19 protein-coding genes and 1 tRNA gene are annotated in these 19,079 nt (G+C 73.0%); 10 read left to right on the top strand and 10 right to left on the bottom strand.

Translation table 11 applies throughout. The features are described 5' to 3' along the window. The first annotated feature begins 35 nt into the window (after positions 1-35). A complete protein-coding gene (corA, locus tag ACIBEA_RS32600) occupies positions 36-1,028 on the top strand; it encodes a magnesium/cobalt transporter CorA (protein WP_399266793.1) in 993 nt (330 codons plus the stop codon). Here corA and ACIBEA_RS32595 read toward each other — a convergent pair. Both ACIBEA_RS32595 and ACIBEA_RS32590 read right to left on the bottom strand, forming a co-directional pair. Next, positions 1,006-1,833 carry a ferritin-like domain-containing protein gene (locus ACIBEA_RS32595; protein WP_399266792.1) on the bottom strand — a complete coding sequence of 276 codons (828 nt, stop codon included), beginning with the start codon at positions 1,831-1,833 and terminating at the stop codon, positions 1,006-1,008. The genes corA and ACIBEA_RS32595 overlap by 23 nt on opposite strands. Before the next feature lie 207 nt (positions 1,834-2,040). Beyond that, positions 2,041-3,090: an LLM class F420-dependent oxidoreductase gene (locus ACIBEA_RS32590; protein ID WP_399266791.1), complete on the bottom strand. Its 1,050-nt coding sequence runs from the start codon at positions 3,088-3,090 to the stop codon at positions 2,041-2,043. Positions 3,091-3,211: 121 nt separating this feature from the next. On the opposite strand from ACIBEA_RS32590, the gene ACIBEA_RS32585 reads away from it, so the two are divergent. After that, positions 3,212-4,204 carry an aldo/keto reductase gene (locus tag ACIBEA_RS32585; protein WP_399266790.1) on the top strand — a complete coding sequence of 331 codons (993 nt, stop codon included), beginning with the start codon at positions 3,212-3,214 and terminating at the stop codon, positions 4,202-4,204. Then, complete coding sequence (locus ACIBEA_RS32580; RefSeq protein WP_399266789.1) at positions 4,201-6,477, top strand: helix-hairpin-helix domain-containing protein; 2,277 nt, start codon at positions 4,201-4,203, stop codon at positions 6,475-6,477. Before ACIBEA_RS32585 ends, ACIBEA_RS32580 begins: the two co-directional genes overlap by 4 nt. Before the next feature lie 47 nt (positions 6,478-6,524). Here the strand turns inward: ACIBEA_RS32580 and ACIBEA_RS32575 are convergent, their stop codons facing one another. Continuing rightward, positions 6,525-7,196: a hypothetical protein gene (locus ACIBEA_RS32575; RefSeq protein ID WP_399266788.1), complete on the bottom strand. Its 672-nt coding sequence runs from the start codon at positions 7,194-7,196 to the stop codon at positions 6,525-6,527. 47 nt (positions 7,197-7,243) lie between these two features. Here ACIBEA_RS32575 and ACIBEA_RS32570 point away from each other — a divergent pair, with 47 nt between their 5' ends. Further along, entirely contained in the window at positions 7,244-7,432 is a 189-nt protein-coding gene (locus ACIBEA_RS32570; protein WP_283452490.1) for a DUF5703 family protein, read from the top strand. Between the two features lie 45 nt (positions 7,433-7,477). Here the strand turns inward: ACIBEA_RS32570 and ACIBEA_RS32565 are convergent, their stop codons facing one another. The 3 genes from ACIBEA_RS32565 to ACIBEA_RS32555 all read right to left on the bottom strand — a co-directional run bounded on the left by ACIBEA_RS32565 (position 7,478) and on the right by ACIBEA_RS32555 (position 10,160). Further along, positions 7,478-8,278: a chaplin gene (locus ACIBEA_RS32565; RefSeq protein WP_399266787.1), complete on the bottom strand. Its 801-nt coding sequence runs from the start codon at positions 8,276-8,278 to the stop codon at positions 7,478-7,480. Positions 8,279-8,446: 168 nt separating this feature from the next. Further along, positions 8,447-8,680 carry a chaplin ChpH gene (gene chpH, locus ACIBEA_RS32560; protein WP_399266786.1) on the bottom strand — a complete coding sequence of 78 codons (234 nt, stop codon included), beginning with the start codon at positions 8,678-8,680 and terminating at the stop codon, positions 8,447-8,449. A 154-nt stretch (positions 8,681-8,834) separates the two neighbouring features. Further along, the gene (locus ACIBEA_RS32555; protein WP_399266785.1) at positions 8,835-10,160 is read right to left on the bottom strand and encodes a M20/M25/M40 family metallo-hydrolase; all 1,326 of its coding nucleotides are present in this window, start codon (positions 10,158-10,160) and stop codon (positions 8,835-8,837) included. A 167-nt stretch (positions 10,161-10,327) separates the two neighbouring features. On the opposite strand from ACIBEA_RS32555, the gene ACIBEA_RS32550 reads away from it, so the two are divergent. Then, positions 10,328-10,415 (top strand) — tRNA-Leu (locus tag ACIBEA_RS32550). A 126-nt stretch (positions 10,416-10,541) separates the two neighbouring features. On the opposite strand, the gene ACIBEA_RS32545 is transcribed toward ACIBEA_RS32550, so the two are convergent. The 3 genes from ACIBEA_RS32545 to ACIBEA_RS32535 form a co-directional block, all read right to left on the bottom strand. Further along, positions 10,542-12,029 carry an amino acid permease gene (locus tag ACIBEA_RS32545; RefSeq protein WP_399266784.1) on the bottom strand — a complete coding sequence of 496 codons (1,488 nt, stop codon included), beginning with the start codon at positions 12,027-12,029 and terminating at the stop codon, positions 10,542-10,544. 247 nt (positions 12,030-12,276) lie between these two features. Continuing rightward, positions 12,277-13,827 carry an APC family permease gene (locus ACIBEA_RS32540; protein ID WP_399266783.1) on the bottom strand — a complete coding sequence of 517 codons (1,551 nt, stop codon included), beginning with the start codon at positions 13,825-13,827 and terminating at the stop codon, positions 12,277-12,279. Between the two features lie 54 nt (positions 13,828-13,881). Beyond that, the gene (locus ACIBEA_RS32535) at positions 13,882-14,835 is read right to left on the bottom strand and encodes a hypothetical protein (RefSeq protein WP_399266782.1); all 954 of its coding nucleotides are present in this window, start codon (positions 14,833-14,835) and stop codon (positions 13,882-13,884) included. 202 nt (positions 14,836-15,037) lie between these two features. Here ACIBEA_RS32535 and ACIBEA_RS32530 point away from each other — a divergent pair, with 202 nt between their 5' ends. Continuing rightward, positions 15,038-15,463, top strand: a complete 426-nt coding sequence (locus tag ACIBEA_RS32530; protein WP_399266781.1) for an ASCH domain-containing protein — start codon at positions 15,038-15,040, stop codon at positions 15,461-15,463. A gap of 42 nt (positions 15,464-15,505) precedes the next feature. On the opposite strand, the gene ACIBEA_RS32525 is transcribed toward ACIBEA_RS32530, so the two are convergent. After that, a complete protein-coding gene (locus ACIBEA_RS32525; protein WP_399266780.1) occupies positions 15,506-17,161 on the bottom strand; it encodes an FAD-binding dehydrogenase in 1,656 nt (551 codons plus the stop codon). A 96-nt stretch (positions 17,162-17,257) separates the two neighbouring features. Here ACIBEA_RS32525 and ACIBEA_RS32520 point away from each other — a divergent pair, with 96 nt between their 5' ends. The 4 genes from ACIBEA_RS32520 to ACIBEA_RS32505 all read left to right on the top strand — a co-directional run bounded on the left by ACIBEA_RS32520 (position 17,258) and on the right by ACIBEA_RS32505 (position 18,987). After that, positions 17,258-17,797 carry an NUDIX domain-containing protein gene (locus ACIBEA_RS32520; RefSeq protein ID WP_399266814.1) on the top strand — a complete coding sequence of 180 codons (540 nt, stop codon included), beginning with the start codon at positions 17,258-17,260 and terminating at the stop codon, positions 17,795-17,797. A gap of 55 nt (positions 17,798-17,852) precedes the next feature. Continuing rightward, complete coding sequence (locus tag ACIBEA_RS32515) at positions 17,853-18,251, top strand: YidH family protein (protein WP_399266779.1); 399 nt, start codon at positions 17,853-17,855, stop codon at positions 18,249-18,251. After that, on the top strand, positions 18,248-18,574 hold the full coding sequence (locus ACIBEA_RS32510) for a DUF202 domain-containing protein (RefSeq protein ID WP_399266778.1): 327 nt from the start codon (positions 18,248-18,250) through the stop codon (positions 18,572-18,574). Before ACIBEA_RS32515 ends, ACIBEA_RS32510 begins: the two co-directional genes overlap by 4 nt. Positions 18,575-18,690: 116 nt before the next feature. Next, a complete protein-coding gene (locus tag ACIBEA_RS32505; RefSeq protein ID WP_399266777.1) occupies positions 18,691-18,987 on the top strand; it encodes a hypothetical protein in 297 nt (98 codons plus the stop codon). Positions 18,988-19,079: the final 92 nt, after the last annotated feature.

Below are 19,079 nucleotides of genomic sequence, written 5' to 3'. Positions count from 1 at the left end.
GGTGTGGTGTGCGGCCGGGGCCGGGTCAGGGAAGAATGCCCCGGGTGATTGTGGACTGCGCGATTTACCGGGACGGCCGCCGTACCGAAGGACCCGAGGACTTCTCGGACGCCCTGGCCGAGGCCAGGGCCGCCGGCGACGCCTTCCTGTGGGTCGGCATGCACGAGCCGTCGGCGAAGGAGTTCGAGCACGTCAGCCGCGAGTTCGGACTGCACGCGCTCGCCGTCGAGGACGCCCTCACGGCGCACCAGCGGCCGAAGTTGGAGGTCTACGACGACTCGCTCTTCGTCGTCCTCAAGCCGGTCCTGTACGACGACGCCACAGACACGGTGACCACGGGCGAGCTGATGGTCTTCATCGGCGACTCGTTCGTCGTGACGGTGCGGCACGGCGAGGGGGCCGCGCTGACCGCCGTGCGGCGCCGGCTGGAACAGGAACCGGACGTGCTCAAGCACGGGCCCACCGCGGTGCTGTACGCGGTGGCCGACGCGGTGGTGGACCACTACATCGACGTGGCGGCGGAGCTCCAGGCGGACCTGGAGGAGCTGGAGGCCGAGGTGTTCTCGCCGAACCCCTCGGACGCGAAGAACACGGCGGCGCGGATCTACGGCTTCAAGCGGCAGGTGCTGGAGTTCCGGCGGGCGACCAGCCCGCTGCTCCAGCCGATGGACCGGCTGGCCTCGGGGAACGTGCCGTTCGTGCACGACCACTCGCGGCCCTTCTTCCGGGACGTCTCCGACCACCTGACGAAGGCGAACGAGTACATCGAGGGCCTGGACCGGCTGCTCTCGGACGCGCTGGCGGCGCACCTGGCGCAGATGGGCGTCCGGCAGAACGACGACATGCGCAAGATCTCGGCGTGGGCGGCGATGGCGGCGGTGCCCACGATGGTCGCGGGGATCTACGGCATGAACTTCGAGCACATGCCGGAGCTGACGCACGCGTGGGGCTATCCGGGCGTGCTGATCGTGATGGCGCTGCTGTGCGTGGGTCTGCACCGGATGTTCAAGCGGCGGGGCTGGCTGTAGGGACCACCACCGGGTGGGTCCGGCCCGCGCCGCCGGGGCCGCTGCCGGCGCCGAGGGCGTCGCGGTGCTCCGGCATCCGCAGGTCCACCATGCGGTGCCAGCCGGCGAAGCGCTCGTAGGCGTGGACGGAGCGGATCCCGGCGGCGAGCGCGGCGGACTTGGCCGCGGGCCAGCGCAGCAAGCGGCCCATGTGGGCCATCACGGCGAGGCTGACGTCGCGGTAGACGGTGATCTCGGCCAGGGCGCTCTGCCGCAGTACCCGCTGGATGGTGCGTCCGTGGCCGGCGGCGGCGAGGCGCAGGAGTTCCTCGTGGCAGTAGGCGAGGTGGTTGTCCTCGTCGGCGCTGATCATGCGCACGGCCCGGCCGATCTCGGGGTGGTCGCCGAAGTGGCGCACGAGCAGCTTCATCTGGTCGGCGGCGCGCTGTTCGGTGACCCGGCTGTGGGCGAGGTAGACGACGATGTCGCGCTCGGCCAGCGGTTCGGCGCGGCGCAGCTTCTCGTGGGCGAGCCCGATGCCGAGCCGCTCCAGTTTCATCGTGTAGTCGGTGTCGGCCGGGACGGTGACGGCGTGCAGCCCCCGGTGGCGCAGCAGGGCGTGGAAGATCCGCCCGTGCTTGTCCTCGTCGGCGCCGTGCCGCGCGATCCGGGGCGCGAGGGTGCGCATGCCGTCGGGCACCAGCGCCGCGATCCGCGCGTTCTCCCAGCCGCCCTGGGACTCCCCGCTGGCGGCGATGGAACAGAACAGCTGGAAGGAGTCGTCGTGTTCGAGGATCTCCCGGAACAGGCTGCGGGCAGTGAGCATGGGACGGAACACCTCCGGGGAAGCGGGACTTCACTCAAGTCCCGATCCCGGGTGCGGGCAACCGTAGGTAGCCCGAAGGGGTAGGCCCGGGGGCGTAACCCACCGGGCCCCCGGCGCGTTGTTCGCTGTGCCGGCCGTGGCGGGGAAGACCCCCCGAGCCCCCACCACGGCCGCAGACTTCCTCCCGGCCCCTGGCGCGCTGGCGGACTAGGCGAGTCCGGCCCGCTCCAGGGCTTCGGTCCCGGCGCGCAGGGCGGTGAGCCGCTCCTCCAGGGTGAAGCCGGCGGGGGCCAGCGTCAGGGTGGTGACCCCGGCCTCGGCGTAGGCCGTCATCTTGTCCGCGATCCGCTCCACGGAGCCGAGCAGCGTGGTCGAGTCGATCAGCGAGTGCGGGATCGCGGCGGCCGCGCCCGTCTTGTCGCCGGCCAGGTACTTGTCCTGGATCTCGACGGCTTCCTTCTCGTAGCCCATGCGCTGGGCGAGCTGGTTGTAGAAGTTCTGCTTGCGGCTGCCCATGCCGCCGACGTACAGGGCGGTGTAGGGGCGGAACATGTCGGCGAGGGCGTTCACGTCGTCGCCCACGGCGAGCGGGACGGTCGGACAGACGTCGAAGCCGTCCATGGTCAGCCCGACCTTCTCGCGTCCCGCCCGGATGTGGGTGAGGGCGGTGGCCTCCAGGTGCTCGGCGGCCGGGAAGATGAGCAGGGCGCCGTCGGCGATCTCGCCGGTCTGTTCCAGGTTCTTGGGGCCGATGGCCGCGATGTAGAGCGGGATGTGCTCGCGGGTGGGGTGCACGGTGAGCTTGAGCGGCTTGCCGGGGCCGCCGGGCAGCGGCAGGGTCCAGTGCTCGCCGTCGTGCGAGAGGCGCTCGCGGCTCATGGCCTTGCGGACGATCTCCACGTACTCGCGGGTGCGGGCCAGCGGCTTGTCGAACTTCACGCCGTACCAGCCCTCGGAGACCTGCGGCCCGGAGACGCCGAGGCCGAGGCGGAAGCGGCCGCCGGAGAGGGAGTCCAGGGTGGCGGCGGTCATCGCGGTCATCGCGGGCTGACGGGCCGGGATCTGGAGGATCGCGGAGCCGATGTCGATGCGCTCGGTCTGGGCGGCGACCCAGGCCAGGACGGTCGGGGCGTCGGAGCCGTAGGCCTCGGCGGCCCAGCACACGTCGTAGCCGAGGCGGTCCGCCTCCCGGGCGACGGCCAGGTTGTCGGCGTCCATGCCCGCGCCCCAGTAGCCGAGATTGATGCCGAGCCGCATGTCGTCCCCTTTAAGCCGGTACACGTCTGTACTGATGAGTAACGTCGCTGTCCCCGGGACTCTAGCGCGCCGGGCCACCATCCGTCAGTGCCTCCGGCGCCCCGCAGTACGCTCAGCGCTCATGGAGCAGAGGCATCTCGGCCGCACCGGCCTGCGCGTGTCCCGGATCGGCCTCGGCACCCTGACGTGGGGCCGCTCGGCCGGGGGCCAGAGCGAGGAGGTGGCCGCCGATCAGCTCAAGGCCTTCTGGGACGCGGGGGGCACCCTCGTCGACACCGCCGACGTGTACGGGGACGGCGAGGCGGAGTATCTGCTGGGGCGCCTGTTGGACGGGCTGGTGCCGCGCCGGGACCTGGTGATCGCCACCAAGGCGGGCGGGGTGGTGGACCCGGACCGCCGCTTCGACTGTTCGCGCGGACACCTGCTGGCGGCGCTGGACGACTCGCTGGCGCGCCTGGGCACCGACCACGTCGACCTCTGGCAGGTCCACGCCTTCGACCCCTGGACCCCGTTGGAGGAGACGCTGCACGCGCTGGACCTCGCGGTCAGCAGCGGGCGGGCGCGGTACGTGGGGGTGTCGAACTTCTCCGGCTGGCAGTTGGCGAAGGCGGCGACCTGGCAGCGGGCCGCGCCGGGCGTCAGGACGCCGCTGGCCTGCACCCAAATGGAGTACTCGCTGCTCCAGCGGGGCCTGGAGCGGGAGGTGCTGCCCGCGGCGCTGGACCTGGGCGTCGGGCTGCTGCCGTCGTCCCCGCTGGGGCGCGGGGTGCTGACCGGCAAGTACCGGGAGGGGGTGCCCGCGGACTCCCGGGGGGCCTCGGAGACCCTGGCCGCCTTCGTGGAACCCTACTTGGACGACGCCGCGAGCCGGATCGTGGACGCGGTGGCGACAGCGGCGCACGGGCTGGCCGTGACCCCGCTCCAGGTGGCCCTGGCGTGGATCCGCGACCGCCCGGGGGTCGTCGCCCCGATCGTGGGGGCCCGCACCTCGGCCCAGCTCGCGGCGGCCCTGTCGGTGGAGGCCCTTAGTCTTCCGGAGGAGATCTGCCGCGCGCTGGACGACGTCTCGGCGCCCGTGCACCGCTATCCCGATCCTGACTGGAGCACGCTGTGAGTACGGACCGCACGGACCCGCCGACCGAACCGGTGGCGCAGGCCCCCGCCGACGCGGAGCTCGACGCCGGACCGGAAGCGGAGGCGGAAGCCGAGGCCGAGGCGGATTCCGGCGCGGCCGCGGAAGCGGACGAGGCCCCGGACGACGGCGCGCGCTCCGGCGCGGGCGACGACGGCGACGCCGGAGCCGCGGACGCGGAGCCTGCCGCGGACGCGGGGTCGGAGCCGGCGGCCGGTGGCGCGGCGGACGGGGTGGTACCCGACCAGGCCGGCGGAGCCGACGCCGCCGCCGCGCCCACGGTCAGTGAGGCCGCGGCCGAGCTGGCCGCGCAGAAGGTCGAGCGGGAGCGGATCGCGCGGCGCAAGGCGGAGCGGACCGCGCCGGTCGAGGCCGGGGCCAAGCTCAGCGGCACGGCGGCGGACCTGCTGGCCGCCGTGCGCGCGGTGGAGGGCGGCCAGCAGCCCCCGTCCCAGTACTTCGACGACGCCCCGACCGCACCCCGGCGCATCCCCGCACCCGCACCGGCCCCCGCGGCCGACCGCCCGCGGACCGCGCCGCGGCCCTCCGCCCCCGCGGAGACCGTCGACGCCGTGCGCGCGCTGCTCGCCCGTACCGGCGGCCCCGAGGCCGTCGCCGTCAAGGCCGCCGAGACCCTCGGCGAGGACGCCGCCGGGCGGCTCGCCGAGGACCCCTGGCAGTTGCTGGCCGTACCCGGCGTGCGCCCGACCCAGGCCGACGGCTTCGCCCGCGCCCTGCTGGGTGTGGACTGCGGCCCCGGGGACGAGCGCCGCACGGCCGCGCTGGTGGCCTGGCTGCTGGCCCAGGCGGCCCTGAAGGGCCACACCGCGCTGGAGGCCGCCGTGCTGACCGGCGCCCTCGGCCAGTACGCGGTGCCCGACCCCGCCGGGGCCCTGGAGCAGGCCATCGGTGAGGGCGCCGTGCTCGTCTTCCAGGAGCCCGTGGGCGAGCCCGTCGCCGACGACGAGGAGCAGCCCGTCAAGGTCCTGGTCGGCCTGGAGGGCTGCGCCCTGGCCGAGGAGAGCCTCGCCGACGGCCTGGCGCGCCTGATCAACACCTTCGCCGGGGCCGCGGATCCGCAGCAGTGGGCGAAGGCCGCTCCCGGTCCGACCGGCGCCGAGCTGGTCCGCGCCGTCGCGGGCCACGGCCTGGTCGCCCACACGGGCGGCGAGGCGGCCCGCGCGGAGCCGCTGGCCCTGCTGGCGACCGCCCGTGCGCTCGGGCTCCGCGCCTGGCTCGCCTGCCACTCCCCCGCCACCCGTGACCGCGCGGGCGAGGGCGCCGCGACCGTCGCGGGGCTGCTGGCCGGGACTGAGGGACCGGGCCGGGACCAGGACGGCCAGCTGGCCCTGGACCTGCTCGTCGTCACCGATGCCCCGCAGCTCGACGTGGAGGGCGCCGCCGCGCTCGTGGAGTCCGTGCCCGACGGAGCCCGGCTGGTGCTGTCCGGGGATCCCGGGGTGCTCGGATCCGCGGGCCCCGGGCGGGTGTTCGCGGACCTGCTGGCCGCCCGCGCCTGCCCGCAGCTCGCCTCCCGCCTCCCGGATCCCGGCCCGCTCGGCGAGCTGGTCTCCGGGATCGGCGCCGGGGAGCTGCTCGCGGTCGACGCCCCCGGCAAGGAGGTCGTCATCGTCCCGGTGCGCGACGCCGGGGAGGCCGTCCACCGCACGGTCCAGTTGGTGGCCGAGTCCGTCCCGCGGGCCTTCGGGATCCCGGCCGAGGGGGTCCAGGTCGTCACCCCGGGCCACGGCGGTTCGGCGGGCACCAGGGCGCTGAACGCCGCGCTCAAGGAGCGGCTGAACCCGGGCCCCGGCCGCTTCGGCGGTTTCGACCCGGGCGACCGGATCGTGTACGTGCCCTCCCCGGGCCGCGCGCTGCCGGGCCGGGTGGTCACGGCCGACGCCGAGGGGCTGCACCTGGACTGTCCCGGCGCGGGCGGGCGGGTCGTCGTACCGAAGGAGGCCGTGGAGTCGGCGGTGCGGCACGGCTGGGCCGTGACGGCGCACCAGGCCGTCGGCGAGCGCTGGCCCGGCGTGGTCGTCGTCCTGCCCGGTGACGCGGCGGACGCGCTGTCGCGGGACTGGGTGTACACGGCTTTCGGGCGGGCCGAACGGCACCTGTCCGTGGTGCACGGCGTGGACCAGGCGCTGCCGCGCGCGGTGGCGGAGGTCCTGCCGAAGCCCCGCACGACGCGACTGACCGGCCTGCTGCTGGCCCTGACGGCCGCGGCGGCGGCCGGGGAGGCCCGGGAGTGAGCGCGGGCCCCGCCGCGCGCGCTGCGCGGCGGGGCCCGACCGACCGACTAGTGGCCCTTGCCGGCTTCCCGCACGGCCGCTTCCAGGTCCGGGTGTTCGGCGTCGGAGTCGTCCTCGTCGAACTCGTCGTCGAAGACGGAGCTCACGTCGAACCGGTGCAGTACGTGTTCCGGATCGGCGTGGTCGAAGGGCGAGCCGAGCCACTCCCCCGGTTCCGCGGCCTCCTCGGAGGGCACCAGCCAGAGCGTGGAGTCGCCCTCTTCGAGCCCGAACTCCTTGTAGCGGGAGGCGATCTCGTCCGGCTCGTACTCGCCGAAGAGGACACCGAGCGCGCCCCCGGTCCCGCCGTCGTGGACGCTCTCCGCGTCCCGGTCGTGGGCGGCCACGCGCCCGGCCTGGGCGATCAGCCGCTGCGGTTCGGCGACGAGGTAGTCGCGGCGGATCAGCACGCTGAAGGCGGTGGGGTCGGCGGGGCCGGTGTACGGGACGCCGTCCTCGGTGGAAGGGATCTCGAAGGGAGTGACCTCGTCGTAGCGGTCGTAGAGGAGCTCGTCGTACTCCTCGGCGGCGGAGGCGAGTTCGTTGAAAGCGGCGAAGACGGCGGGATCATCGTCTCCGGACCTGCCCTCGACCGCCGCGAGGTGACGGTCCAGCGCGGTCTTGACGGCCTCGGCGGCGGCACGTACCTCGGCAACGGTGGGCAGAGCGGCATCAGACATAGGGCAGACGCTATCCGTAGCGGGGCTCCGTCTGCACAATAGATGCGATGCCGGAATACGAATTTGTCGACGTGTACGTACCGCGCGGGGTGCCACGCAAGGAGGCGACCCGGCTACTGACCGACCATGCCGAGTACGGGAACTGGGAGCTGGACCGGCTCACGCTGCACCGGGACGGGAGTCGTCGGGTGAGACTGCGGCGCCGGATCATCCGTCAGATACGCGCGACCTGGTGACGTGCGGCGCGGGCCCCGTGGCGGGACCCGCGCCGTGATGTCCCGTCAGGCGGCGTTGCGGGAACGCCGGTAGAGCAGGGCGCCGGCCAGCAGCAGACCCCCGGCGAGCGGTACGGCCGCACCGACGGCGCCGCCGGTTCCGGTGGCGGCGAGCACATCGGTTCCGCTCCCGCTCGGGGTTCCGGGCAGGTTGACCGGGGTCCCGGCCACCGGGCCCGCCCCCTTACCGCTCCCGGTACCGGGGGTTCCCGTACCGGGGGTTCCGCCCGGGGTGCCCTTGTGGCCGCCGGGGTTACCGCCCGGGGTGCCCGGGTTTCCGCCGGGCGTACCGGGGTTGTCGCCCCCGTGACCGTCGTGGCCCCCGTGGCCGCCCGGTGCGCCCGGGTTGCCGCCGTGTCCGCCGTGACCTCCCGGCGTGCCGGGGTTGCCACCGTGTCCGCCGTGTCCGCCGGGCGTGCCGGGGTTGCCACCGTGTCCGCCGTGTCCGCCGTGTCCGCCCGGCTCGTCCGACTCGCACGGCTCGTCCGGGTGGTCCTGGCCGGGGTGTTCGTGGCCCTGGTGGCCGCTCGGCTTGCCGGAAGTGTTCGCGCAGGCGGTGCCGAAGGCGGGGTTCAGCGCCCCCACCACCGTCACGGTGTTCCCGCAGAGGTTCACCGGTGCGTCGACGGGAGCCTGGAGGGCGTTCCCGGACAGCAGTCCCGGCGAGTTCGCGGCGTGGCCGGAGGCCCCGGCGTCCGCGTGGGCGTATCCGCCGCCCAGGGCGAGCATGCCGCCCGCGGCCGCCATGGTGATCAGCGTCTTGCTGCTGGTGGTCTGCCTGCCTCGGCTGTGTCGTGCGTGTCGCATGTGTGACGTGTCCCCAACCCTGGTCTGCTGTGCGCAGCCCTGTACGTTCGTTACGGATCGACGTACTCGGCCGTACCGGCTCCCCCGCCTCGTACGTCGAGAAAGCGCCCGGAAAGCCCTGCGCCCCGGAGCGCTGGAATGCGCTCCGGGGCTGAGGACTTCAGAGCGTCAGTTGTTGACGCAGGTGGTGCCGAAGGCCGGGTTCAGCAGGCCGATCACGGAGATCGTGTTGCCGCACACGTTCACCGGAACGTGGACGGGGACCTGGATGACGTTGCCCGAGGCAACACCGGGGGAACCGATGGCCGCACCCTGGGCACCGGCGTCGGCGACGGCCAGACCCGCACCAGCGAGAACGAGGCCACCCGTGGCAGCCGCAGCGGCGACAATCTTCTTGATCATTGTTCCTCCTAGTAGGCAATGCGGTACCAGCCGCGGACCGCACCACCTGTAACGAGGAGTTCCCACCGGGGCTACGAGCGTATGAGCGCATTCACTCTTCTCAGTGGAATCCGCACATCCTCCCGATTCCCCCGGCGGGTTCGGGCGTTGTCGCTCAGGCGTTGTCGATGAAGCGGTCCAGGACGCGCACGCCGAACTTGAGGCCGTCGACCGGCACCCGCTCGTCCACCCCGTGGAACATCCCGGCGAAGTCGAGCTCGGGCGGCAGCTGGAGCGGCGCGAAGCCGAAGCAGCGGATGCCCAGGTCGTCGAAGGACTTGGCGTCCGTACCGCCGGAGAGCATGTACGGGACGGCGCGCGCGATCGGGTCCTCGGCCCGCAGGGCGCCCTGCATGGCGTCGACGAGCTTGCCGTCGAAGTCGGTCTCCAGCGCCTTGTCCCCGTGAACGTCCTCCCGCTTGACGCGCGGGCCGAGGATCCGGTCGAGGTCGGCGAAGAACTCGTCCTCGTAGCCCGGCAGGAAGCGGCCGTCGACGTGCGCGGTGGCCTGGCCGGGGATGACGTTGACCTTGTAGCCCGCGCCGAGCATTGTCGGGGCCGCCGAGTTGCGCAGGGTGGCGCCGACCATCTTGGCGATGCCGCCGAGCTTGGCGAGCGTCGCGTCCATGTCCTCGGGGTCGAGGGGGGTGCCGAGCGCGTCCGAGAGCTCGTCCAGGAAGGACCGTACGGTCTTGGTCACGCGCACCGGCCACTGGTGGCGGCCGAGGCGGCCCACGGCCTCGCACAGCTCGGTGATGGCGTTGTCGTTGTTGGTCATGGACCCGTGGCCGGCGGTGCCGTCCACGGTGAGGCGCATCCAGTGCATGCCCTTCTGGGCGGTCTCCACCAGGTACAGCCGCAGGTTCTCGTTGACGGTGAAGGAGAAGCCACCGACCTCGCCGATCGCCTCGGTGACCCCTTCGAAGAGCTCGGGGTGCTTGTCGACGAGGTGTCGGGCCCCGTAGGTGCCACCCGCCTCCTCGTCGGCGAGGAAGGCCAGGACGATGTCCCGGGGGGGCTTGCGACCGCTGCGCATCCGGTCGCGCACGACCGCGAGGGTCATCGCGTCCATGTCCTTCATGTCGACCGCCCCGCGACCCCACAGGCAGCCGTCGGCGATCTCGCCCGCGAAGGGGTCGTACGTCCAGTCCGCGGCGTTGGCCGGGACGACGTCGGTGTGGCCGTGGATCAGCAGCGCGGGCCGTGAGGGGTCCTCGCCCTGGATCCGGGCCACGGTGGAGGCCCGGCCCTTGTGCGACTCGAAGATCTGCGGCTCCAGGCCCACCTCGGCGAGCTGCTCGGCGACCCACTCGGCCGCCTTGCGCTCACCGGGACCCGAGTGGTCGCCGTAGTTGCTGGTGTCGATCCGGATGAGGTCCCGGCAGAGGTCGACGACCTCGTCCTCGCCGGATACGGTCCTGCCCGCGCTCGACTGGCTCACGCTGCTTCCTCCCAATGATCGGTACCGCACTGCCCCCATCCTCCCGCCCCGGACGGCTCCGCCCAAGGGCGCTCTCCGGTCAACGGGGGGTGTGATCGGGGCTCCGGAATGTTTGGTAATGTTTTCCCTGTCGGAACGGCCCGCGAGGGACGTGAGACAGACACCTTGTCCGGGTGGCGGAATGGCAGACGCGCTAGCTTGAGGTGCTAGTGCCCTTTATCGGGCGTGGGGGTTCAAGTCCCCCCTCGGACACCAAAGAAGGACCCCGCTCCGGCGGGGTCCTTTTTCGTTGTCCGCCGGGTCCCGGCCGGGTGGCGCGGACGCGAGGAGGGCCCCGCCGTGGTCGGCGGGGCCCTCCTCGTACGGGCGCTGCGGGCGCGGTCAGTCGCGCTGGTCCGCGGCCGTGCGCTCGCGGTCCGTGGCGATCTCGGCGACCCGGCGGCGGACCAGGAACCAGCCTCCGACCAGGGCCGCGGCGATGATCGGGAGGAAGAGGATGGTGCGGCGGCCCACGCCGCCGTCGCTCCACATCAGGACCAGCACGACGGCCAGGAAGACCAGGGTCACGATCTGCGTGTACGGGGCCCAGGGCAGCCGGTAGGACGGGCGCTCCACGCGGCCCTCGCGGGCCCGGCGCCAGAAGTGCAGGGAACAGAGCATGACCATCGCCCAGGTGCCCAGGATGCCGATGGAGGCGAAGTTCAGGACGATCTCGAAGGCGTCGTCGGGCATGAAGTAGTTCAGGCCCACACCCATGACGCCGAAGGCCGCGGTGAACAGCACCCCGCCGTAGGGGACCTTGCCCCGGTTCATCTTGGCGGTGAACTTCGGGGCGGAGCCGGACATGGCCATCGAGCGCAGGATGCGGCCGGTGGAGTAGAGGCCGGAGTTCAGGCTGGAGAGGGCCGCGGTCAGGACGACCAGGTTCATGATGCCCGCGGCGCCGGGGATGCCGAGCTTGTCGAAGACCGTGACGAAGGGGCTCTGGTCCGCGGAGTACTCGGTGTACGGCAGGAGGAGCGCCAGCAGGACCACGGAGCCGACGTAGAAGACGCCGACGCGCCACATGATCGAGTTGATCGCCTTCGGCATGATCTTCTCGGGGTTCTCGGTCTCGCCCGCCGCGACGCCGCACAGTTCGACGGAGGCGTAGGCGAAGACGACGCCCTGGATCACCAGGAGCATGGGGAGCATGCCCGCGGGGAAGATGCCGCCGTTGTCGGTGATGGAGCCGAGGCCGGGGGTGTGGCCGTCGATGGGGTGGCTCGTGGCGACGAGGTAGATGCCGACCAGGAGGAACGCGACGAGGGCGCCGACCTTGATGATCGAGAACCAGAACTCCATCTCGCCGAAGTACTTCACCGAGATCAGGTTCACGGTGAGGACCACGGAGAGGGCGATGAGCGCGAGGATCCACGACGGGATGTCGCTGAACATCGACCAGAAGTGGGCGTAGGTGGCGGCCGCGGTGATGTCGGCCACGGTGGTGGTGGACCAGTTCAGGAAGTACAGCCAGCCCGCGGTGTACGCGCCCTTCTCACCCATGAACTCGCGCGCGTAGGAGACGAAGGCTCCCGAGGAGGGCCGGTAGAGGACCAGCTCGCCCAGGGCGCGGACGACGAAGAAGGCGAAGACGCCGCACACGGCGTAGGCGATCGCGAGCGAGGGCCCGGCGCTCGCGAGGCGGCCGCCCGCGCCGAGGAACAGGCCGGTGCCTATCGCTCCGCCGATCGCGATCATGTTGATGTGGCGGGACTTCAGGTCCTTGCTGTAACCCTCGTCACCGGCGTCCACGTGAACGGGCTGGGCGGACGCCTTCGGTGCGGCAGGGGCGCGGGACGCGGCCTCTTCCAGGGTGCGGTCACTCATCTATGACTTCGCCTTCGTGGGGTGGACAGGCAGGTCCGGGCCGCCGCGCAGGAGGGTTGGGTGGTCTCGCCTGTGCCCGCGGTCCGGATTTGATCGCCCCAGGAGACCATGTCTGTCGCGCTCCGGCCAAAACCACCGCTTTACCTGCCAAGGCCCCCGGCTCCCCTCGAAAGGGGTACCGGGGGCCTTGGCGGGTCGTGTCGGGCGTACGTCGCCGGGCCGGCGTACGTCGCCGGGCGCGCGCGGGTCAGGCCTGCGGGGTGGCCTCCGCGGCCTGGTCGAGGCGGAAGGCCTCGTTGCCCAGGCCGATCCGGGCGTGCACCTCGGGGCGCCGGGAGCGCAGGACCGATCCGTACGCCAGGCCGCCCACGGCGGCGATCCCGATGATCGCCGGCAGCGCCCAGCTGAGCACGGAGCCCTCGTCCGCGCTGACCAGGACGCCGAAGTCCTTGACGGTGTAGCCGGCGATGCCGAGCAGGGCGAGGCCGGCGGCGCCCGCCGCGACGAGGCGCCAGACCTGGGCGGAGGCGGTGCCGCGGCGGACGAAGAAGGCGATGACGGCGAAGGAGGCGGCGGCCATCAGGAGGGTGATGCCGAGGGCGCCGACGCTGCCCATCCAGGTGAACAGGTGCAGGACGGGGGCGGTGGGGTCACCGGCCGGGCCGTCGTCGGTGAGGGCGAAGCCGAGGACGACGACGGCCGAGATGCCGGTCTGCAGCAGGGACCCGGTGCCGGGGGCGCCGGTGCCCGCGTTGGTCCGGCCGAAGGCGGCCGGGAGCAGGCCCTCGCGGCCCATGGCGAAGGCGTAGCGGGCGACGACGTTGTGGAAGCTGAGCATGGCCGCGAACATGCCGGTGACGAAGAGCACGTGCAGGACGTCGGTGAAGGCGGTGCCGAGGCGGGCCTCGGTGAGCTGGAAGAGCAGGCCGGGGCCGGCGTCGGCGGAGGTCTTGACGACCTCGGAGGGGCCGGTGGCGACGGTGAGGGCCCAGGCGCTGAGCGCGAAGAAGAGGGCGACGAAGCCGACGGCGAGGAACATCACGCGGGAGACGACGATGTGCGGCTTGCTGGTCTCCTCCGCGTAGACCGGGGACTGCTCGAAGCCGACGAAGGCGGCGATGCAGAAGCACAGGGCGGTGCCCAGGCCCGGGCCGCTGAGGGTGGCCGGGTTGAACGCGTGCAGCGAGAGGCCTTCGGCGCCGGGCTTGCCGAGGGCGGCGAGGTCGAAGATGACGACGAGGGCGCACTCGATGAGGATGAGGACGCCGATCACCCGGGCGTTGAGGTCGATCTTGAGCCAGCCGAGGGCGCCGGTGGCGGCGACCGCGAGGAGGGCCGGTATCCACCAGGCCACCTGGAGGTCGAGGTAGGTGGTGAGGAGGCCGGAGACCTCGAAGCCGAGGATCCCGTACACGCCGACCTGCATCGCGCTGTAGGCGACGAGGGCGACCATCGAGGCGCCCGCGCCCGCGGTGGCCCCGAGGCCGCGCGCGATGTAGGCGTAGAAGGCTCCGGCGTTGTGGACGTGCCGGCTCATCTCGGCGTAGCCGATGCTGAACAGCGCGAGGACGACGCCGAGGATGACGAAGAGCAGCGGCTGGCCGACGATGCCCATGACGCCGAAGGTGGTCGGCATCACGCCGGCCACCACCATCAGGGGGGCGCTGGCCGCCAGTACGGAGAGCAGCAGTCCCGCGGTACCGAGGCGGTCCGCGCGCAGGGCCCGGTCCTGGCCCTTGTACGTGCGGATCTCGGCCGCGCTGCTGCGCGGGGACGTGGTGGAACTGCCCGTCGCCATGGCGGGGGTCCTTTCGGAGAGGGAAGTTCGGGGGACGTGCGCGGAGCGGAGGGTTCAGGCGGAGCCGAGTGCGGCGCTGCGCGCGGCGAGGAAGGCCTTGTGCGGGTCGAGGTCCGGATAGGACCAGGGGGCCCGGGTCGCGTGGCTCCCGATCCGCTGGAAGAGGGCGGCGGCCTCGGCGGGGCGGCCCTCGCAGAGCTTGGCGTGGGCCAGGAAGTTGAGGTCGACGCGGTTGCGCGGGTGGTCCTCGCGTTCCCATTCGAGCCACCAGTCGAAGGCGGAGCGCAGGACCTGGCGGGCCCGGCGGCCGGACCAGTGTGCGGCGGCCGCGGCGGCCGCCGGGCCGCCGCCGTGGCCGGCGGCCAGGACGCGGTAGCGCTCGGCGTGGGCGATGACGGGGAGGACGGCGAGCGGTGAGTCGGCCGGCGACTCCTCGGCGGCCCAGGCGGCGAAGTCGTAGACCTCGTGGAGCGGGTCGTGGCCGGTCCCGGGGAGGCGTTCGGCGAGCCGGGCGACCATGACGTGGTGGGCGTGGTGGTGTTCCCGGTGCCGGGCGCGGACCTGGTCGAAGTGGCGGCTGAACTCCTCCTCGGTGCCGAAGGCGCGGGAGAGCAGCAGCAGGCCGAGCCAGGGGGTGGGGTCGGCGGGGAACAGGGCGGCGGCCCGGCGGCACGCCTCGTCGGCCGCTTCGGGGGTGCCCTTGCGGCGCAGGGCGGTGAAGACGGCGGCGCAGGCGAGCAGGGTGGCGGCGTCGGCGCTCTCCGGTTCGGCGAGCAGCCACTCCCGGGCCCAGGCGGTGGCGGCCGGGGTCTCGGCGAGGACGACGACGCGGTGGCCGCGGCGGTCCCAGTCGTCGGCGGTGGCCGCGAGCAGGCTCCGGGCGGTGGCCCACCGACCCTGGGTGAACTGGGTGCGCACGTCGACCAGTTCCGTGTCGCACAGGGCCGGATCGAAGAGCTGGGCGGCTCGTTTGCGAGCGCGGCCGAGGGGCGGCGGAGGCGGAGACATCCGCGGTTTCCCTCCAGAACGCGAGCGCGGGTCGACGAGCGGTGGATGATCACGCACAGCAAACCGGTAGGCACAGCTCCGCGTCAAGGTCCAGTCCACTGGGTGGCGGGTTTCAACTGGTCATCACCTTGGCGGAGTTGGGACGGTTGTGCCGATTCGGTGCCCGCGCGCGCCGGCGCGCGCGGGCACTTAGGGTGTCCGCATGACGAACTCCGAGGACGTGCCGCCGTACTTGCTGGGCTTTCCCGGGCCCTTGCGCGACCGCTTGGTCGCGGCGGTGCTGAGTGGCGCGAAGACCACGACGACCGGGTTGTTGGCCGGATATGAAGCAGAGGGCGAGCCGCTGCCCCGGCCCGGTGACCGGAGGATGCTGGTCGATTCGGCGGAGCGCGCGGTCGCGCTGGTGGAGGTGGTCGACGTACGGGTCCTGCGCCTGGGCGAGGTGGACCTGCGGCACGCCGTGGACGAGGGCGAGGGGGACACCTCGGTGGCCGAATGGCGCGCTTCGCACGAGGAGTTCTGGCACAGCGCGCCCGTACGGGAGGAGCTCGGCGACCCGGGGTTCACCGTGGACGAGGACACGCTGGTCGTCGCCGAACGGTTCGGGGTCGTCGAGCTCCGCGGCTGAGGGCCCGGGGCGGGGCGGGGCCCGCCGGTCGGGGGCCGCGGGTCAGGCCACCGCCTGCGCCGCCGCGCGGCCCGCCGCCCGGCCCGAGAAGATGCAGCCGCCGAGGAAGGTTCCCTCCAGGGCGCGGTAGCCGTGCACCCCGCCGCCGCCGAAGCCCGCGGCCTCGCCCGCCGCGTAGACGCCGGGCAGGGGTGCGCCGTCCGCGCCGAGCACGCGCGAGGAGAGGTCGGTCTCCAGGCCGCCGAGGGACTTGCGGGTCAGGACGGAGAGCCGGACGGCGATCAGCGGCCCCGCCTTGGGGTCCAGGATCCGGTGCGGGGCGGCCGTACGGATCAGCTTGTCCCCGAGGTACCTGCGGGCCCCGTGGATGGACATGACCTGGAGGTCCTTGGTGAAGGGGTTGGCGATCTCGCGGTCGCGGGCGGTGATCTCGCGGCGCAGCGCGTCCTCCTCGATCAGGCCCTCCTTGGTGATCGCGTTCATGCCGCGGACCAGCGCGCCGAGGTCGCGTTCGACGACGAAGTCGGCGCCGTTGTCCATGAAGGCCTTGACCGGTCCGGGGACGTCCTGGCGGGCCCGGTTGATGACCTCGCGGACGGACTTGCCGGTGAGGTCGGGGTTCTGCTCGGAGCCGGAGAGCCCGAACTCCTTGCCGATGATGCGCTGGTTGAGCACGAACCAGGTGTGGTCGTGGCCGGTCCTCATGATGTGGTCGAGGGTGCCGAGGGTGTCGAAGCCGGGGAAGAGCGGTACGGGCAGCCGCTTGCCGGTGGCGTCCAACCACAGCGAGGAGGGGCCGGGCAGGATCCGGATGCCGTGCCGGGCCCAGATCGGGTTCCAGTTCTCGATGCCCTCGGTGTAGTGCCACATGCGGTCCTTGTTGATGTGGCTGGCGCCGACGCGCTCCGCGATGCCCAGCATCAGGCCGTCCACGTGGGCGGGGACCCCGGACAGCAGCCGCTCGGGCGGGGTGCCGAGCCGCTCGGGCCACTGGGCGCGGACCAGGTCGTGGTTGCCGCCGATGCCGCCGGAGGTGACGATGACCGCCTGGGCGCGCAGCGAGAAGGAACCGGTGGCCTCGCGGCTGCTCGCGGCGCCGCGTTCGGCGTCGGAGGGCTCCAGGACCTCGCCGGTGACGGTGTCCAGGGTCCCGGCATTGCGGGAGAGGCCGGTGACCCGGTGCCGGAACCTCAGCTGGACCAGCCCGCGGGCCACCCCGGCCCGGACCCGCCGCTCGAAGGGTTCGACCAGCCCGGGGCCGGTGCCCCAGGTGATGTGGAAGCGGGGTACGGAGTTGCCGTGGCCGGTGGCGTCGTAGCCGCCGCGCTCGGCCCAGCCGACCACGGGGAAGAAGCGGACGCCGCGCTGGTGCAGCCAGGGGCGCTTCTCCCCCGCGGCGAAGTCGACGTAGGCCTCGGCCCAGCGGCGCGGCCAGGCGTCCTCGGGGCGGTCGAAGCCGGCGGTGCCGAACCAGTCCTGGAGGGCCAGGGCGTGGCTGTCCTTGATGCGCATGCGGCGCTGCTCGGGGGAGTTCACGAAGAACAGGCCGCCGAAGGACCAGTGGGCCTGGCCGCCGATCGACCGCTCGGGCTCCTGGTCGAGCAGGATGACCTTGCGGCCCGCGTCCACCAGCTCGGCGGTGGCCACGAGGCCCGCCAGTCCGGCGCCGATCACGATCACGTCTGCGTCGTACCCCATGCGTTTTCCGTCCTGACCTCGGTGGATTGGGACAGATCCTTGGCTACCTCGCGGTAACCAGTCAACACCGGTGCTTGGATGGGATGCATGAGCGCGATGGATCCGGCGGACGAGGTACTGGACGTGGTGGACCGCGAGGACCGGGTCACCGGGCGGGCCCGGCGGGGCGAGGTCTACGCCCGGGGGCTGCTGCACCGCTGCGTGTTCGTGCGGGTCAGGGACGCCGAGGGGCGGATCTTCGTGCACCGGCGGACCGCGTCGAAGCTGGTGTTCCCGTCCCGCTACGACATGTTCGTGGGCGGGGTGCTGGGCGCGGGCGAGGACTACGCGGGGGCCGCGCTGCGGGAGGCCGAGGAGGAGCTGGGGGTGAGCGGGTTGGCGCAGCCGACGCCGGTGCTGAAGTTCCTGTACGAGGGCGAGGGCGGGGCCTGGTGGTCGTACGTGCACGAGGTCCGGTGCGACCTGCCGGTGCGTCCGCAGGTCTCCGAGGTGGACTGGTACGCCTTCGTGGACGGGGCGGAGGTGGCACGGCGGGTCGCCGACGGATCCTGGCCGTGGGTGCCGGACGGGCTGGCGGCGTACCGGCGGCTGGAGGAGCACCACAGGGGGCGGGGGCAGGGGCAGGGGCAGGGGTAGCGGATCCGCCGGGGCGCTCCCCCGATCATCGGACGTCGGACAGTAGATTGGTCGGATGATCGACTTCGTGAGGGACGTGCGCCTCTGGTTCGCGCCGCGGCGGCTCCGGGAGGAGGGTGCGACGCCCGACTACCGGTTCTCCCTCGCCAACGAGCGGACCTTCCTCGCCTGGATCCGCACCGCGCTGGCCCTGGTGGGCGGCGGGTTCGCGGTGGACCAGTTCCTGCCGGACCTGCGCTGGGCGGTGCGCGTCGGGATGGCCTTCGCCCTGCTGGCGGTGGGCGCGGCCTGCGCGCTGCGGGCGGTGAACCACTGGGTGCGCTGCGAGCGGGCGATGCGGCGCGGCGAGGACCTGCCGCTGTCGCCGTTCCCGGTGGTGCTGAGCCTGGGGGTGGGGCTGGTCGCGGTGGCGATGGTGGTGGTCATGCTGATGGGTTGGACGACCGGACGGTGAGCGGGTACGGGGCCCCCGCGGCCGTGCGGGATCCCGGGTTGCAGCCTGAGCGCACCCGGATGGCGTGGCGGCGTACGACGCTCAGCGTGTCGGCGGCCGCGGTGCTGGGGGTGCGGCAGGTGCTGCACGGGCCGGGGACGCCGGTCGCGGTCGCCGCGACCGTGCTGATCGTGCTGGTCTGGCTGGCGTTCCTGCGGGCGGCGCACCGCAGGATGGCGGAGCTGGCGACCCGGCGGCCGCCGGGGCTGGCGCCGCGGGCCGCGCTCGCGGTCACCCTGTGGACCGTGGCCCTGGCGGTCTTCGCGATGGCCTTGATCGTCTGAGGCCCGCCGTCCGGGGGCGCGCGCCCGCCGGTGCGATGATCGGGCTTCTCCGCGGCGCGGTGACACAAGGGTGATGGAACGGGTGATACCACCCGATCCCCACTAGCCTCGGCGCCATGACGACCCTGCACCACGAGCACGCGACGCACGAGCACTCCCACGGCCCCGGCTGCGGGCACGCCCCGGTCGAACACGGCGACCACGTCGACTACGCGCACGACGGCCACCTGCACCGGGAACACTCGGGGCACTGGGACGAGTGCGAACCGGCGGGCCACGTGCCGCACACCGGGCACGACCACGCGCACGGCGCGGACTGCGGCCACGAGTCGGTCGCGCACGGCGACCACGTGGACTACGTGCACGACGGCCACCGGCACGCGGAGCACGACGGGCACTATGACGACCACTGACGGCCGCTGACGACCGCTGACGACCGCTGACGACCGGTGAGGCTCCCGTTCCGCGGTGACCCCGCCCTCCCCCGGGTCCGCGCGGGCTGGCA

The sequence above is a fragment of the Streptomyces sp. NPDC051555 genome, from assembly GCF_044454405.1.
In the GTDB taxonomy this organism is placed as follows: domain Bacteria; phylum Actinomycetota; class Actinomycetes; order Streptomycetales; family Streptomycetaceae; genus Streptomyces.
Note: the sequence above shows the minus strand (reverse complement) of the source record. Positions and strands in the feature narration are given on the sequence as shown.